General features: G+C 72.7%; 15 protein-coding genes. 7 read left to right on the top strand and 8 right to left on the bottom strand.

Annotation, left to right across the window (positions count from 1 at the left end; translation table 11 throughout):
* Window position 1: 1 nt before the first annotated feature.
* Window positions 2–919, bottom strand: a complete 918-nt coding sequence (locus AL2_RS19770; protein WP_067635506.1) for a carbohydrate kinase family protein — start codon at window positions 917–919, stop codon at window positions 2–4.
* Window positions 920–990: 71 nt separating this feature from the next.
* Between AL2_RS19770 and AL2_RS19765 the strand changes: the two genes are divergently transcribed.
* The 3 genes from AL2_RS19765 to AL2_RS19755 are packed head-to-tail and all read left to right on the top strand — an operon-like array spanning window position 991 to window position 2,914.
* Entirely contained in the window at window positions 991–1,635 is a 645-nt protein-coding gene (locus AL2_RS19765) for a class II aldolase/adducin family protein (RefSeq protein ID WP_067635504.1), read from the top strand.
* A gap of 36 nt (window positions 1,636–1,671) precedes the next feature.
* On the top strand, window positions 1,672–2,475 hold the full coding sequence (locus AL2_RS19760; RefSeq protein ID WP_067635502.1) for an enoyl-CoA hydratase: 804 nt from the start codon (window positions 1,672–1,674) through the stop codon (window positions 2,473–2,475).
* A gap of 19 nt (window positions 2,476–2,494) precedes the next feature.
* Window positions 2,495–2,914 carry a TIGR03668 family PPOX class F420-dependent oxidoreductase gene (locus AL2_RS19755; protein ID WP_067635501.1) on the top strand — a complete coding sequence of 140 codons (420 nt, stop codon included), beginning with the start codon at window positions 2,495–2,497 and terminating at the stop codon, window positions 2,912–2,914.
* A gap of 5 nt (window positions 2,915–2,919) precedes the next feature.
* Here AL2_RS19755 and AL2_RS19750 read toward each other — a convergent pair whose 3' ends face one another.
* Window positions 2,920–3,918 (bottom strand): ADP-ribosylglycohydrolase family protein, encoded by a 999-nt coding sequence (locus AL2_RS19750; RefSeq protein WP_245666748.1) that lies wholly within the window; start codon window positions 3,916–3,918, stop codon window positions 2,920–2,922.
* 15 nt (window positions 3,919–3,933) lie between these two features.
* Complete coding sequence (locus tag AL2_RS19745; protein WP_245666747.1) at window positions 3,934–4,734, bottom strand: AraC family transcriptional regulator; 801 nt, start codon at window positions 4,732–4,734, stop codon at window positions 3,934–3,936.
* Between the two features lie 63 nt (window positions 4,735–4,797).
* Here AL2_RS19745 and AL2_RS19740 point away from each other — a divergent pair, with 63 nt between their 5' ends.
* Window positions 4,798–5,208 (top strand): DUF2000 domain-containing protein, encoded by a 411-nt coding sequence (locus tag AL2_RS19740; protein ID WP_067635497.1) that lies wholly within the window; start codon window positions 4,798–4,800, stop codon window positions 5,206–5,208.
* Here the strand turns inward: AL2_RS19740 and AL2_RS19735 are convergent.
* Window positions 5,183–6,298, bottom strand: coding sequence for an acyl-CoA dehydrogenase family protein (locus tag AL2_RS19735; RefSeq protein WP_245666746.1), 1,116 nt, complete (start codon window positions 6,296–6,298; stop codon window positions 5,183–5,185). The genes AL2_RS19740 and AL2_RS19735 overlap by 26 nt on opposite strands.
* 74 nt (window positions 6,299–6,372) lie before the next feature.
* Window positions 6,373–6,615 (bottom strand): hypothetical protein, encoded by a 243-nt coding sequence (locus AL2_RS19730; RefSeq protein WP_067635493.1) that lies wholly within the window; start codon window positions 6,613–6,615, stop codon window positions 6,373–6,375.
* 123 nt (window positions 6,616–6,738) lie between these two features.
* Between AL2_RS19730 and AL2_RS19725 the strand changes: the two genes are divergently transcribed.
* The gene (locus AL2_RS19725) at window positions 6,739–7,659 is read left to right on the top strand and encodes an NADP-dependent oxidoreductase (RefSeq protein ID WP_245666745.1); all 921 of its coding nucleotides are present in this window, start codon (window positions 6,739–6,741) and stop codon (window positions 7,657–7,659) included.
* 3 nt (window positions 7,660–7,662) lie between these two features.
* Here the strand turns inward: AL2_RS19725 and AL2_RS19720 are convergent, their stop codons facing one another.
* Entirely contained in the window at window positions 7,663–8,280 is a 618-nt protein-coding gene (locus tag AL2_RS19720; RefSeq protein WP_067635491.1) for a TetR/AcrR family transcriptional regulator, read from the bottom strand.
* Between the two features lie 88 nt (window positions 8,281–8,368).
* Here AL2_RS19720 and AL2_RS19715 point away from each other — a divergent pair, with 88 nt between their 5' ends.
* On the top strand, window positions 8,369–9,856 hold the full coding sequence (locus AL2_RS19715; protein ID WP_067635489.1) for an MDR family MFS transporter: 1,488 nt from the start codon (window positions 8,369–8,371) through the stop codon (window positions 9,854–9,856).
* A 167-nt stretch (window positions 9,857–10,023) separates the two neighbouring features.
* On the opposite strand, the gene sbnB is transcribed toward AL2_RS19715, so the two are convergent.
* Both sbnB and sbnA read right to left on the bottom strand, forming a co-directional pair.
* The gene (gene sbnB, locus AL2_RS19710; RefSeq protein WP_067635487.1) at window positions 10,024–11,049 is read right to left on the bottom strand and encodes a 2,3-diaminopropionate biosynthesis protein SbnB; all 1,026 of its coding nucleotides are present in this window, start codon (window positions 11,047–11,049) and stop codon (window positions 10,024–10,026) included.
* Between the two features lie 27 nt (window positions 11,050–11,076).
* Window positions 11,077–12,054 (bottom strand): 2,3-diaminopropionate biosynthesis protein SbnA, encoded by a 978-nt coding sequence (gene sbnA, locus AL2_RS19705; protein ID WP_067635485.1) that lies wholly within the window; start codon window positions 12,052–12,054, stop codon window positions 11,077–11,079.
* Window positions 12,055–12,291: 237 nt separating this feature from the next.
* Between sbnA and AL2_RS19700 the strand changes: the two genes are divergently transcribed.
* Window positions 12,292–13,842 (top strand): amino acid adenylation domain-containing protein, encoded by a 1,551-nt coding sequence (locus AL2_RS19700; RefSeq protein ID WP_067635483.1) that lies wholly within the window; start codon window positions 12,292–12,294, stop codon window positions 13,840–13,842.
* Window positions 13,843–13,984 lie beyond the last annotated feature (142 nt).

The raw sequence follows: 13,984 nt of genomic DNA, 5'->3' as shown, positions 1-13,984 counted from the left end.
CTCATCCCAGCAGGGCGAGGACGGCGTCCAGATCGGTGAGGCACGCGTCGGAGCCGAGCCCCTGCGCGACGGTCGCCGCCGCCGCCGTGCCCCACCGGGCCGCCTCCAGGACGTCCCGCCCGTGCGCGAGCCCGGTGATGAACCCGGCGCAGTACGCGTCGCCGCACCCGGTCGTGTCGACCACCTCGACCGGCAGGACGGGCAGCCGGTGGACGACCCCGGCGGTCGCGACGAGGCTGCCGTCCGCGCCGAGCGTGACGATCACCGTGCCCGGCCCCAAGTCGAGGAGCGCGCGGGCGGCCTTCTCGGGATCGCTCTCGCCGGTCATCGCCGCGGCCTGCTCCTCGTTCGGCAGGAAGTGGTCGACGTACGGCAGGAAGGCGGCGGCGCCGGTCAGCAGGTCGGGCATGTTGGACAGCAGGTCCATCGTGACGACGGTGCCGGTGCGGCGGGCCGCGGCGAGCATCTCGAAGAACGCCGGGTCGTTCAGCCCGAACGTGACGTCGGGCCCGCCGAGGTGCACGACGCTCGCCGCGCCGAGCAGGCCGGGACCGACCGCGCCCGCGGTCAGCGTCAGGTTGGCGCCGGGGACGTGGAAGCTGGGCCGGCCGCCGTCCGGCCGGATCGGCAGGATGGACGCGCTCGTCTGGTCGGCCGTCCGCCGGACGAGGCCGGTCACGTCCACGCCGTTCCGGGTCATGATCGTCACGAGCAGGTCGCCGAGGTCGTCGTCGCCGATCGCGCCGACGGAGATGACGTCGTTGCCGAGCCTGGCGAGCGCCACCGCGGTCCCGGCGGCGGCGCCGGCGGCGGTCACCCGGATCTGCTCCACCACGACGGTGTCCTGCCCGTCCGGGATGCCCTCGATGGGACGGGCGAGCACGTCCAGGATGTGCGCGCCGAGAGTGACAACGGTCATGACCGGCCCCTTAATGATCGTCAGGGCCGTAGCGTACGCGGTGGAGCCCGTGGAACGTGAGAGGTATTCATATGTTGTTGAAGGATGAACGGCACGAGCTGTGCGCCATCGGCCGCCGGCTGGCCGGGACCGGCCTCGTGACCGGCGCGTCGGGCAACATCAGCGTCCGGCTGGGCGACCTGGTCGCGGTCACGCCCGGCGGCATGATGCTCGACCGGATGGAGCCCGCCGACTGCCCGGTCGTGAACCTCTCCTCGCAACTCGTCGAGGGCGAGCGGGCGCCGTCGTCCGAGACGCCCATGCACCTCGCGCTCTACGACGCGACGCCGGCGGCGGCGATCGTGCACACCCACTCGACCTACGGCGCCGTCGTGGCGACGACCATGTCCGAGCTGCCGCCGATCCACTACAACACGCTGCTGCTGGGCGGCGTGGTGAAGGTCGCCGAGTACGCCACCTACGGGACGCCCGAACTCGCGGAGAACGTCCGGGCGGCCATGGCGGGCGGCAAGCGGGCCGCGCTGATGGCCAACCACGGCGGCGTCGCGATCGGCCGCGACCTGGACGAGGCGTACGAGAACGCGCGGCTCCTCGAATGGCTCTGCGGCGTCTACGTGCGGGCCAGGACGATCGGCGAGCCGCGCGTCCTGACGGACGAGGAACTGGCCGCGGTGGTCGAGCGCGGCCTCGCGCCCCCGGAGTTCCCGCGCGTGTAACCTAACGCTTGTTAGGTTGACTCCGGGAGGCCCGCTTTGCCCTTCGTCCTGATCGACAAGCCGCGCCCGCACATCACCCTCATCACGCTCAACCGGCCCGAGCGCATGAACGCGATGGCCTTCGACGTGATGGTCCCGCTCCGCGAGGCCCTCGAAGAGGTGAGCCGCGACAACGACACCCGCGCCGTCGTCATCACCGGCGCCGGGCGCGGCTTCTGCTCCGGCGCCGACCTGGAGAACCCGGGGAACCTCCCCGGCATCGACGGGCTGACGCTCCCGACCATCGCGCTGCGCTCGATGGAGCTGCTGGACGACGTGATCCGCGCGATGCGGCGCGTCCACCAGCCGGTCATCGCGGCGGTCAACGGCCCGGCGATCGGCGGCGGCCTCTGCCTCTCCCTGGCCGCCGACATCAGGCTGGGCTCCGAGACCGCCCTGTTCCGCGCCGCCGGCATCAACAACGGCCTGACCGCGAGCGAACTGGGCCTCAGCTACCTGCTGCCGCGCGCGATCGGCTCGTCCCGCGCCTTCGAGCTGATGCTGTCCGGACGCGATGTCGACGCCACCGAGGCGGAGCGCATCGGCCTGCTCTCCCGGGTCGTCCCCGGCGACAAGCTCCTGGACTCCTGCTACGACCTGGCCGAGCGGATCGCCGCGTTCAGCCGTCCCGGCGTGGAGCTGACGAAGCGGATGCTGTGGTCCAGCCTGGACGCCGCGAGCCTGGACGCGCACATGGGCCAGGAGGGCCTCGCCCAGCTCTACGTCCGCCTCACGACGCACAACTTCGAGGAAGCGATCAAGGCCCGCAAGGAGCACCGCCCCCCGGACTTCAAGGACTGAGCCATGGCAGGCTGACGGGGTGCCGAAACTCTCGCCGGACGAAGCGCGCCGCCTGCTGACGACCGTCCCGGTCGTGCGCCTGGCGACCGTGGGGGACGACGGGCGGCCGCACCTCGTCCCCGTGACGTTCGCCGTCCACCGGGGCAGCGTCTACACGGCCGTCGACCACAAGCCGAAGAGCACCAGGGACCTGCGTCGCCTCGCCAACATCCGCGCCAACCCGCGCGTGGCGCTGCTCGCCGACCACTACGAGGACGACTGGACCCGCCTCTGGTGGGTCCGTGTCGACGGCCGCGCGTCCATCGTCGAGGACCCGGCGCGCATGGCCGATCCCGTCCGACTCCTCACCGGCCGCTACGCCCAGTACCGCGGCCGTCCGCCCGAGGGCCCGGTCATAGCGATCACGATCGACACCTGGACGGGCTGGTCGGCCTCCTAGCGGGATCAGTCCCAGGCTCCGCCGATCTTCGCCAGGTCCCCGGCGTACTCGATGCGGGCGGACCACTCGGCCGGCCAGGCGTCCATGCCGAGGCGGGCGCCCGCGAAGGCGCCGGCCAGGCACGCGATCGAGTCGGAGTCGCCGGAGCTGGCGGCGCCGCGCCAGATCGCCTCGACCGGCTCGTCCGGGAAGAGCAGGAAGCACAGCAGCCCCGTCGCGAGGGCCTCCTCGGCGACCCAGCCGGCGCCGGTGGTCTCGCAGGGGTCGGACGAGCGGTCACCGCGAGCCAGGGCCTCGTCCAGGCGGTCGAGGACGGCCAGGCACTCGTCCCAGCCGCGGGAGATGAAGGTCTCCGGGGAGTCCATGCCGGGCCGCTGCCACAGGGTGCCGAGCCAGCGGTCGTGGTAGGTGGTGCGCTGGTCGTGGCAGCGGGCGCGGAGCGCGGCCGGCAGGGCGGCGGGCTCCATGCCGTCGGTCAGCCACCGGACGGCGAACGCGGTCAGCTCGCTGGCGGCGAGCCCGGTCGGATGTCCGTGGGTGAGGGCCGCCTGGAGCTGGGACGCGCCCGCCCGCGTCGCCTCCGTCAGGCCGGGGGCGAGACCGACCGGCGCCACCCGCATGTTGGCGCCGCAGCCCTTTGAGCCCGCCACGGTCGCCTTCACCCAGGGCTGCCCGGCCTCCAGGTTCCGGCACGCGCGCAGGCACGTGTTGCCGGGCGCCCGGTTGTTGTCGGGGCTGTTGAGCCAGTCGATGAAGCGCCGCCGCCACATCGGGGTGATCAGGTCGGGCGTGAACGGCGGGTTCGCGAGGGCGTCCAGGAGCGCGAGGCCGACCGCGATCGCCATCTGCGTGTCGTCGGTGACCAGCGCCGGGTCGCCGTCGAGCCGCGTCGGCCCGTGGTCGCCGAAGCGCCGCCGGATCTGCTTCATGGTGAGGAACTCGGTCGGCGCTCCCAGGGAGTCGCCGTACGCCAGCCCGAACATCGCCCCGCTCGCCCGTCTCATAGCGCGCATTCTTCCTCAACCGGCACGCTGGAAGCGGCCGGGCGTCATGCCGTAGCAGCGGACGAACCAGCGCGTCAGATGGCTCTGGTCGGCGAACCCGGTCCGGGCCGCGACGTCCCCGATCGCGCCGCCTCCGGCCAGCAGGCGCCGGGCCGCGCGCAGGCGGAGCTGGCGCTGGTAGTCGCTCGGCCCCATTCCGTAGGCCCGCCGGAAGCCCCGGTAGAGCGCGAACCGGCTGCACCCCGCCGCGTCGGCCAGTTCGGCGGCGCCGATGTCGTCCAGGTACGCCTCCTCCAGGCGCCGCCTGGCCCGCTCGACGAAGCCGCCGGCCGGACCGGTGCCGGGGCGCCGCGTGGCCGCCCGGTCGACCATCGCCCCGACCGTCGCGGTCAGCAGTTCGTCCCGCCGCAGGGCCGGGGCGTCCCCGAGCAGCGCCGCGTGCAGTCCGCGCAGGTTCCGTGCCAGGACGGGGTCGCTCACGACGGGGGAGGCGAACAGCGGCAGCCCGGCCGGCCGCCCCGCCATGTCGGCCAGCACGCCCGACACCAGCTCCGGTCCGATGTGCACCATCCGGTACGTGAAGCCCAGTTCGTCGGCGGCATGGCCGTCATGCGGGTCGTCGGGATTGAACGCGATGACCATCCCGGCCGCGCTCGTGTGGGCGTCGCCCCGGCAGCGGAACGCCTGGTAGCCGTCCTCGGTCACGCCGAACGAGTACGTCTCATGGCTGTGCCGGTGGTACACGTGCCGCTCGAAATGGGCGTGCATCGCCTCCAGGGGGCGGTCGGGCGACCGCCAGTACCGGCTCCAGTCCACGTCCCCAGTCTGGCGCACGAGCGTTCAAGACGGGCCGCCGTCCGCCGCGGCATCCTGTCCCGCATGCGATTCGACACCAAGATCGGGATCGTGGTCCGGGACGACCTGGCCGCGTGGCAGCGGCTCAACGTGACCGCGTTCCTCTCCAGCGCCGTGGCGGGCGGCGTCCCCGGCGTGATCGGCGAGCCGTACGAGGACGCGTCGGGAAACCGGTACCTGGCGATGTTCCGGCAGCCCGTCCTGGTCTACGAGGCCGGCGCCGGAGCGATCCTGACGGCGCACGGCCGGGCCCTCGCCCGCGAGATGGACATCGCCGTCTACATCGAGGACATGTTCAAGACCGGCCACGACGAGGCGAACCGCGAGACCGTCCGCGCGGTCGCGGCGGCGGAGATGCCCCTGGTCGGGTTCGCCGTCCACGGCCCGAGGAACGGCGTGGACAAGGTCCTCAAGGGGCTGAGACTGCACCCGTGAGGCCGGCGAGCGCGGCCAGCCGCTCCCGGTGCCGGCCGGGCGTGCCGAACAGCTGCCGCGAGCCCTGGGCGCGCTTGAAGTACAGGTGCGCGTCGTGCTCCCACGTGAACCCGATGCCGCCGTGCAGCTGGATGGCCTCGCCCGCCGTGTGGAAGAAGGCGTCCGAGCAGTACGCCTTCGCCAGGGCGGCGGCGGCGGGCAGCTCGTCCGGGCTCTCGTCGGCGGCGCCCGCCGCGTTCAGCACCGCGGACCGCGCGGACTCCACCAGCACGAACATGTCGGCGCACCGGTGCTTGATCGCCTGGAACGACCCGATCGGACGCCCGAACTGGTAACGCACCTTCGCGTACTCGACGGTCATGTCCAGGGTCTTCTGCGCGCCCCCGAGCTGCTCGGCCGCCAGCGCCACGGCCGCGATGTCGAGCGCCCGCCCGATGGCGTCCTCGCCGCCGACCCTCCGGGCCGGGACGCCGTCGAGCCCGATCCGCGCCAGCTTCCGCGTCTGGTCGAGCGTCGGCACGAGGGTCCGGGCGAGCCGTGACGGGTCCTCCACGGCGTAGAGCCCGACGCCGTCCTCGCTGCGGGCCGCGACGAGGACCAGATCGGCGATGTGACCGTCCAGGACGAAGTTCTTGCTCCCCCGCAGCGCCCCGTTCTCGAACGCGGCCTCCACGTCGCCGAGATCCCAGGACCCGCCGTCCTCGGCCACCGCCAGCGTCGCGATGGCCGATCCGTCCGCGATGCCGGGCAGCAGGTCGTGCCCGCCCTCACCGGCCTCCAGCGCCGCCGCGGCCGTGATCGTCGCGAGGAAGGGGGCGCACACGACGGCCCGCCCCATCTCCTCGAAGACGACGGCCAGCTCCCGCATCCCGAAACCGGCGCCGCCGTGCTCCTCGGCGATCGCGAGGCCCTGCAGGCCGAGCTGCCCGGCCATCTGCGCCCACACCGCGGCGTCGTAGCCTCCGGCGGTCTCCATCAGCCGCCGCACCTCGGCGGCGGGGGACCGGTCGGCGAAGAAACGCCGCAGCGCGTCCCGCAGCTCCCGCTGTTCCTCGGTGACGACGAGCTTCATTCCGGCGGCCTCCCACACGCGTCCCAGGCTGACCCGGTCATCGTGCCGCGCGCCGGCCGCCCCCTCACCGGCGTTCCCATCCAGCGGGACGGTCAGGGCGCCCAGTCGTGCGGGCCGAGCACGTACCCCTCGCTGGTCGAGTGCAGGTGGTTGATCGACACCAGATGCCCGAGCGCGGCCCACAGATCCTCTTCGGGCGCCTCGACGAGCGCCCCGATCGCCTCGAAGTCGGCCGCGCCGCGCTCCTTGTCGATCTCCGCGACGGTCTCGTACACGGTCAGTTCGAAGTCCGTCAGCTCCTGGACGTCCCCGCGTCCGACATCTCGCTCATCCATAACCGAAAGGTGCCCACTTCACCTCGTTCTATCTGCCCGGGAGGTCTTCGCCGGACTCGCCACCTGTCACAGGGCCGGTGGTATCCGCGTCTTCTTGGGGAGGAGTGACCCCAGGGAGAGTGGATGACCATGAGAGCGATACGTATTCACGAGCGCGGCGGTAGCGAGGGCCTGGTCCTGGAGGACGCGCCGCGCCCGGGTCCGGCCACGGGGGACGTGGTCGTGCGGGTGCACGCGGCGGGGTTCGTGCCGGACGAGCTCGACTGGCCCGGCACCTGGGTCGACCGGGCCGGACGCGACCGGACGCCGTCGGTTCCGGCCCACGATGTCGCGGGCGTCGTCGCCGACGTCGGCTACGGGACGTCCGGCTTCGCCGCAGGCGACCGCGTCTTCGGCCTGACCGACTGGCACCGCGACGGCGCGGCGGCCGAGTACGTCGCGGTGGAGGCCCGCAACCTCGCCCGGCTGCCCGATTCGCTGACGTTCACCGAAGGGGCGGCCCTGCCACTCGCGGGGCTGACCGTCTGGCAGGCGCTCTTCGTCCACGGCGGCCTGGAAGCAGGGCAGACCGTCGTCGTCCACGGCGGGGGAGGCGGCACCGGCAGCCTGGCCGTCCAACTGGCCCGGCACGCCGGCGCGCACGTCATCGCCACCGGCCGGGCCCGCGCCGCCGGCGTCGCGACCGAGATGGGCGCGCACGCCTTCATCGACCTCGAAGGGCAGTCATTCGAGGACGCCGTCGAGCCCGTCGACCTGATCTTCGACACCATCGGCGGCGAGCTGCTGTCCCGCTCCGCGAGCAGGGTCAAGCCGGGCGGCGCGCTCGTCTCGATCACCGCGCCGCCCCCGGTCGAGCCCGCGAACGGACGCGCCGTCTTCTTCATCGTCGAGCCGGACCGCGACCAGCTCGCCGAACTCGCGAAGCTGGCCGGGGCGGGCCACCTGCGGGCCCACGTCGGCGCCGTCCACCCGCTGGCCGAGACCCGCGCGGCGTTCGAGGCCAAGCACACGGGCGTCCCCGGCAAGGTCGTGATCGAGATCTGACGCTCAGCCGCGGTGGCCGTGGACGAGGGGCAGGAAGAGCTCGTCGATGATCGACCGGATGCGTGCGGGCGGCAGCGGCTCGAGGTCCATGAGCAGGTCGTGGCGCACCAGGTCGAACGGCATGGCGAGCACGGCGGCGGGGATCCGCTCCAGGTCGATCTCGCCGCGGTCGTGGGCGCGCTGGTAGATCGTCCGGACGCGCGTGACCGGCTGGGCGCCCATGATCCGGTCGCGGACCTGCGCGGGGGTGAGCCCGGTGCCGGCCAGCAGCCCCGAGAAGGCGGTGGCCGCGGCGATGGCGAAGAAGGCGGCGCGGGCCTCGCCCATGCCGGTCAGCGCGGCGAGCAGGTCGCCGCGCAGGGTTCCCGTGTCGGGGACGTCGACGGGGTGGGTGGCGCCGTAGTGCTCCAGCGCGGCGAGGACGAGGTCGTCCTTGTTGGCCCAGCGGCGGTACAGCACGGCGATGCCGGTGCCGGCGCGGGCGGCGACGGACTCCATGGTCAGTTTCGCGAAACCGGTCTCGACCAGCTCGTCCCAGGCCGCGTCCAGCAGCGCGGCCTCCAGCTCGGGCCCGCGCCGGCGCCGGCGAGCGGGCGCGGCGTCGGCGTCGGTGTCGGTCACGGTTCCAGGATAAGGAAGGTTTGCATTCCTTGGCAACGCGCCCTACCTTCGTAAGAGATGGATTCCACTCTTATGTTGGGACGGGGCGATGGCGGACACCACTGAGGCGAAGCTGCCGCCGCAGGTGAGGAACGCGCTCCTGGCGCTGATCGTGGGCGGGATCGCGGCGATCCTCGACTCGACGATGGTGACGCTGGCGATCCGCACGCTGGTGGTGGAGCTGCACTCGACCACCGGCACGATCCAGTGGGTCACCACCGGCTTCCTGCTGGCGATGGCCGTCGCGATCCCGGTCACCGGGTGGGCCGAGCGGCGCTGGGGCGGCAAGCGGGTCTGGATGGCCGCGCTGGTGCTGTTCGTGCTCGCCTCCATGCTGTGCGCGGTGTCGTGGAACGACGCGAGCCTGATCGGCTTCCGGGCGCTGCAGGGCTTCGGCGCCGGACTGATCTTCCCGTTGATGCAGACGCTCGCGGTCCGGGCCGCGGGCGGGCGGGTCAGCAGCCGGCTGATGGCGGCCGCCAGCCTGCCGATCGCGCTCGGCCCGATCCTCGGCCCGGTGATCGGCGGGATCGTCCTCACCTGGCTGAGCTGGCGCTGGCTGTTCCTCATCAACGTGCCGCTGATCGCCGCGGGGCTGCTGCTGGCGTGGCGGTTCCTGCCCGCCGACCGCCCCGGGCCCGCGGCCGGACGCGCGCGCCTGGACTGGATCGGCCTGGCACTGCTCGCGCCGGGCCTGACCGGCGTCCTTCTCGGCCTCTCCCAGCTGTCCGGGGACGGCGGGATCGGCCGTGCCGGGGTGCTGGTGCCGCTGTCGGCCGGGGCCGCCCTGCTGGCGGCGTTCGCCGGGTGGGCCGCGCGTCCCGGCGAGCACCGGCCGGTCGTGGACGTCCGGCTGCTGCGCCTGCGCTCGCTCGGCAGTGCCTCCGCGGTCCTGTTCGCCGCCGGTGCGGCGTTGTACGCGGCCATGTTCCTGCTGCCGCTGTACTACCAGCAGCTGCGGGGCGCCGGCGTGCTGGAGGCCGGGCTGCTGATGATCCCGCAGGGCGTGGGGGCGCTCGCCGCCCGCTTCGCGGTCGGCGGGCTGGCCGACCGCTTCGGAGCGTCCGCCGTCACGATCGCGAGCTTCCTGCTCACCGCCGCCGCCACCGTCCCCTTCGCCCTGGCCGGACCCGGCACGAACCTGTGGTGGCTGGGGGCCGCACTGCTCGTCCGGGGCCTGGGCATCGGGGCGGTGCTGATCCCGGCGATGTCCGTCGCCTACCAGGACGCCCGGCCGGCGGACGTTCCCCACGCCACCATGAACACCCGCATCGCCCAGCAGGTCGGCGCCTCGTTCGGTATCGCGGTCGTCGCCGTCGTCCTCCAGTCGCTCCTCGACCATGGTGCGACCACCGCCTTCCAGAGCGCGTTCTGGTGGGCGATCGGTATCACGGTCGCGGCGCTCGTCCCCGCCATCGCCCTCCCCGCCGGGAGGCCGGCGGGCCACCGCCCGGCCGCGGAGCCGGAGCACCGGCGGCCGGCTCCGCGCCCCCCGCGGGCGGCGGAGCCCGGCAGCCCTACCCGGTCCGGCGGGTGAGGAAGAAGTCGCGGACGTCCCGGTGGCCCGGCGCGGGCTCGTACGTGGGCGCCAAGAGCACCATCGGGCTCTGACCCCTGGGCAGTCCAGCCGCCGTCGACGGCGAGGCGTTCGATGGGTCGGCGAGTAGCGAGGCGCCGGCCCTGCTCCCTCGCCGCCGCCGGGGGTCACCCGTAGCGCTTCAGTTCGTGGAAGAAGTCGGGGACGGTGTGCAGCGCGCCCGACGACGAGACCTGGTCGTAGACGTACTTCGCCACCGCGAGGTCCAGGACGCCCAGGCCGAACGGGGAGAACACGACCGGCTTGCCGGCGGGCGGCGCCGTCTTCTCCATCAGGACGTCGTAGAGGGTGCCGGCCACGAAGTCGCGGTTGCCGACCTTCTGCTCGGCCAGGTGCGGGGACGTGCCGGCCTTCATGCAGTGCTCGACGTCGTCCACCACGTTGTAGGACGACAGGATGATCTCGGGGGAGAGGTCCCGCAGCGACACGTGCAGCACGAGCGGGTTGTGCTCGAACCAGGCCGGGTCGTGGACGTGCGGCTCACCGGCGACGGTCGCGAAGACGATCAGGTCGGACGAGCGGATCAGCGACTCCGCCGACTCGTGGATCGTGACCTCGCCCTTCTCCGACCGCTCAAGGTACCCCTGGAACCCCTCCGCGTGCTCCCGCGAGAGGTCGTGGACGCCCAGCTCGTCGAACGTGAAGCCGTTGCCCGCCAGGTACGTGTGGATGTAGCGGGCGATGAGGCCGACGCCGATGAAGCCGACCCGCCGGGGACGGGAGCCGCGGGCGTCGGCGAGGGTCGCGGCGGCCAGGGCGGCGGACGCGGCGGTGCGGGCCGCGGAGATGATCGAGCTCTCCAGGCACGCGAACGGGTAGCCGGTCTCCGCGTCGTTCAGGATCAGCACGGCCGACGCGCGCGGGATGCCGTTCGCGACGTTGCCCGGGAAGCTGGAGATCCACTTGATGCCGTGCACGCCGACGTCGCCCTTGACCGAGGCCGGCAGCGCGATGATCCGGTCGGACGGGCGGTCCGGGAACCGCAGGAAGTAGGAGTCCGGGTTGACGGTCAGCCCCTCGCCGTGCAGCCGGTAGGCCGCCTCGACCATCCGGGTGACCTCCGCCTCGCGCCCGCCGACCGCCTCGTGGACCTGGGCGCCGGAGATCACGGCGAATGCTGGGACCTGCGTCATGGTGGAAACTCCGTCTTTTCTCGATGATCAGTCGCCGAGGATACCGGCCGTGTCGGAGAGCACGTCGCCGAAGTGCTCGCGCACCCAGCTCTCCTCGTAGATCGAGTCGAGGTAGCGCTCGCCGAGGTCGGGGGCGATGGCGACCGCGACCGGGTCCTCGCCGGGGTACTTGGCGTCCAGCCAGCGGGACGCGCCGGACACGACGGTGCCGGTGGAGCCGCCGAACAGGAACCCGCGGGCCGCGAGCGCGTGCACGGTCCGGATCGTGTCGGGCTCGGGGACGTGCACCACGTCGTCGATGAACGACTCGTCCACCAGCGCCGGCCGGCTGCTCGTGCCGAGGCCCGGCACCATCCGTCGCTCCGGGATGCCGCCGAACGTGACCGAGCCGACCGCGTCGACCGCCACGATCGTGACGGGCCGCTTGCGCTCGCGGAAGTAGCGGGCGCAGCCCATCAGGGTGCCCGTCGTCCCGGCTCCGACGAAGAGGATCTCCAGGTCGGGGAACTCGCGGTCGATCGATGGAGCGGTCCCGCGGTAGTGGGCCAGCCAGTTGTTGCGGTTGGCGTACTGGTTGAGCCACACGTACCGCTCGTCCGACTCGCACAGGCCCTGGACGAAGGCGATGCGGCCGCCGAGGTAGCCGCCGTTGGCGTCCTTGTCGGACATGACGCGGACCTCGGCGCCGAGCGCCCGCATGACCCGCATCGACGCCGGGTTGCAGCGCGGGTCGGTGACGCACACGAACTTGAGGCCGCGGCTCGCGGCGATGAGGCTGAGCGCGATGCCGAGGTTCCCGGACGACGACTCGACGATGATCGAGCCGGCGGTGAGCACGCCCTCCCGTTCGGCCGCCTCCACCATCGCGGCGGCCGCCTTCAGCTTGACCGAGCCGGCGAAATTAAAGCCCTCGCATTTGAGGTAGAGCGGCCGTTCGATGACATGCCGAAGATCGACGTAAAGGTCGTCGACATTGAAATCCTGCGGCGAGGTGATTATCGGCACGCGTCCACCCTCAAATGAAGAAACAATTCCCTCATCTTCCCCCGAGTTCGCCGCCGGGCCTCACGCCAGAGCCATGCGGAGCATCACCGTACCTTCGTGCATCTTCCCATCGCAACCCTCTGCTTACCGGCGGGTAGGGTGCAATGCGCGGTGCTTCTGGCGAACGCCGGACATAAGCTATGGCCTCCGCTTGTATTGCTGTTACAGCGGAGTGGTTCTACATCACGGAGAGTAATGATGACTGCTCGCGGACCCGCCGTGGACCGGCTGCTCCCCCTGGCCGGCCTGCCCGCCCTGGACGTACCGGCGGCGCAGGCGGAGCGGGCCCGGGAGCTGGCCGTCCGGCACGGGATGGTCCGCGAGCGGGACGTCGACCTCGCCGACCCCGTCATCACGCGCGTGGAGCGGTTCGCCGCCGAGCGCGACCGCCCGGCGGTCGCCGACCGGCACCGCACCCTGTCCTATGCCGAGCTGGCCGCCGAGGCCCGCCGCGTCGCCGCGCTGCTGGAGGCGGAGGGCGTCGAGCCGGGCACGGTCGTCGGCGTCGGCGGCGAGCGCTGCGCGGCCGTCATCGCCGCGTTCCTCGCGATCGAGCTGATCGGCGCCCTGTACGTGCCGGCGGACGAGACCTGGCCCGCCGGGCGCGTCCACGACGTCCTCGCCCAGGCGGGCGCGTCGGTGCTGGTCACCGTGGACGCCGCCACCGCGCCCGCGCTGCTGGAGGGCGCGGAAGAGGCCGGCTGCCGCGTCGTCGCGGCGGCCGCGGCGGGCGGTCTCGCGCCCTGGCCGGGACGGCCCCGCCTGGACGCCCTGGACCAGCCCCGGTACGTCCTGTTCACCTCGGGCTCGACGGGCCGCCCCAAGGGCGCGGTCGTCGAGCACCAGGGCATGCTCAACCACCTCTGGGCGAAGATCATCGACCTGGAGCTGACCGGCGCCGACGTCGTCGCGTTCACCGCCCCGCTCGGCTTCGACATCTCCATCTGGCAGATGCTGTGCCCGCTGCTGCTGGGCGGCCGGGTCGACGTGGTCGGCGACGGCGTCGCGCACGACCCGGAGGCGTTCGCCCGCGCCGTGGACGAGCGGGGCATCACGGTCGTCGAGCTCGTCCCCACCATGGTCAGGCACCTGCTGGACGACCTGGCCCCCGGCTCCTCTCATTCTGGGGGGACGACCCCCCAGGCCCCCCGGAACGGCTCTTTGACCGCCCTGAGGTGGATGATCGCGACGGGCGAGGAATTGCCCGCGGAGCTGTCCCGCCGCTGGCTGGACGCGATGCCGCACGCCCGGCTCCTCAACGCCTACGGCCCCACCGAGTGCTCCGACGACGTCACCCACCACACCGTGACCGCCGGTGACCTGGAGCTTCTCCGCCTCCCGATCGGCACTCCCATCGTGAACACGCGGCTCTACGCGCTGCGCGAGGAGGACGACGGAACCTGGGCGGCCTGCGACATCGGCGAGACCGGCGAGCTGTTCGTCGGCGGGGTCGTCGTCGGCCGCGGCTACCTCGGCGACGACGAGCGCACCCGCGAGGCGTTCTACCGCGACCCGTTCGACCCGGCGTCGCCCACCGGCCGCCTCTACCGGACGGGCGACGCGGTGCGCCTGCTGCCGGCAGGCGCGGGCGGCGAGGACCGGCCCACCCTGCAGTACCTGGGGCGCGTCGACCGGCAGGTCAAGATCGCCGGGGTGCGGATGGAGCTGGGCGAGATCGAGGCGGTCCTGCAGCGGCACCCGGGAGTGGGCGCCGCGGCGGTCGTCGTGCACGAGTACCCGTCCCGCTGACGACCCACCGGTGATCACACTGGGTGACCGGGTTGGGTCGATTCGGTTGTCAACCTTTGTCACCCGGTGAGCGTCCCGGGCCTGCGGTTCCTGCGCGGCGACCGGCCGTTTTGTCACTCCTGTTAGCAACGGGACCGGCCAA

The sequence above is a fragment of the Actinomadura latina NBRC 106108 genome (assembly GCF_001552195.1).
In the GTDB taxonomy this organism is placed as follows: domain Bacteria; phylum Actinomycetota; class Actinomycetes; order Streptosporangiales; family Streptosporangiaceae; genus Spirillospora; species Spirillospora latina.
This window is presented reverse-complemented; position numbering and strand designations above follow the sequence as displayed.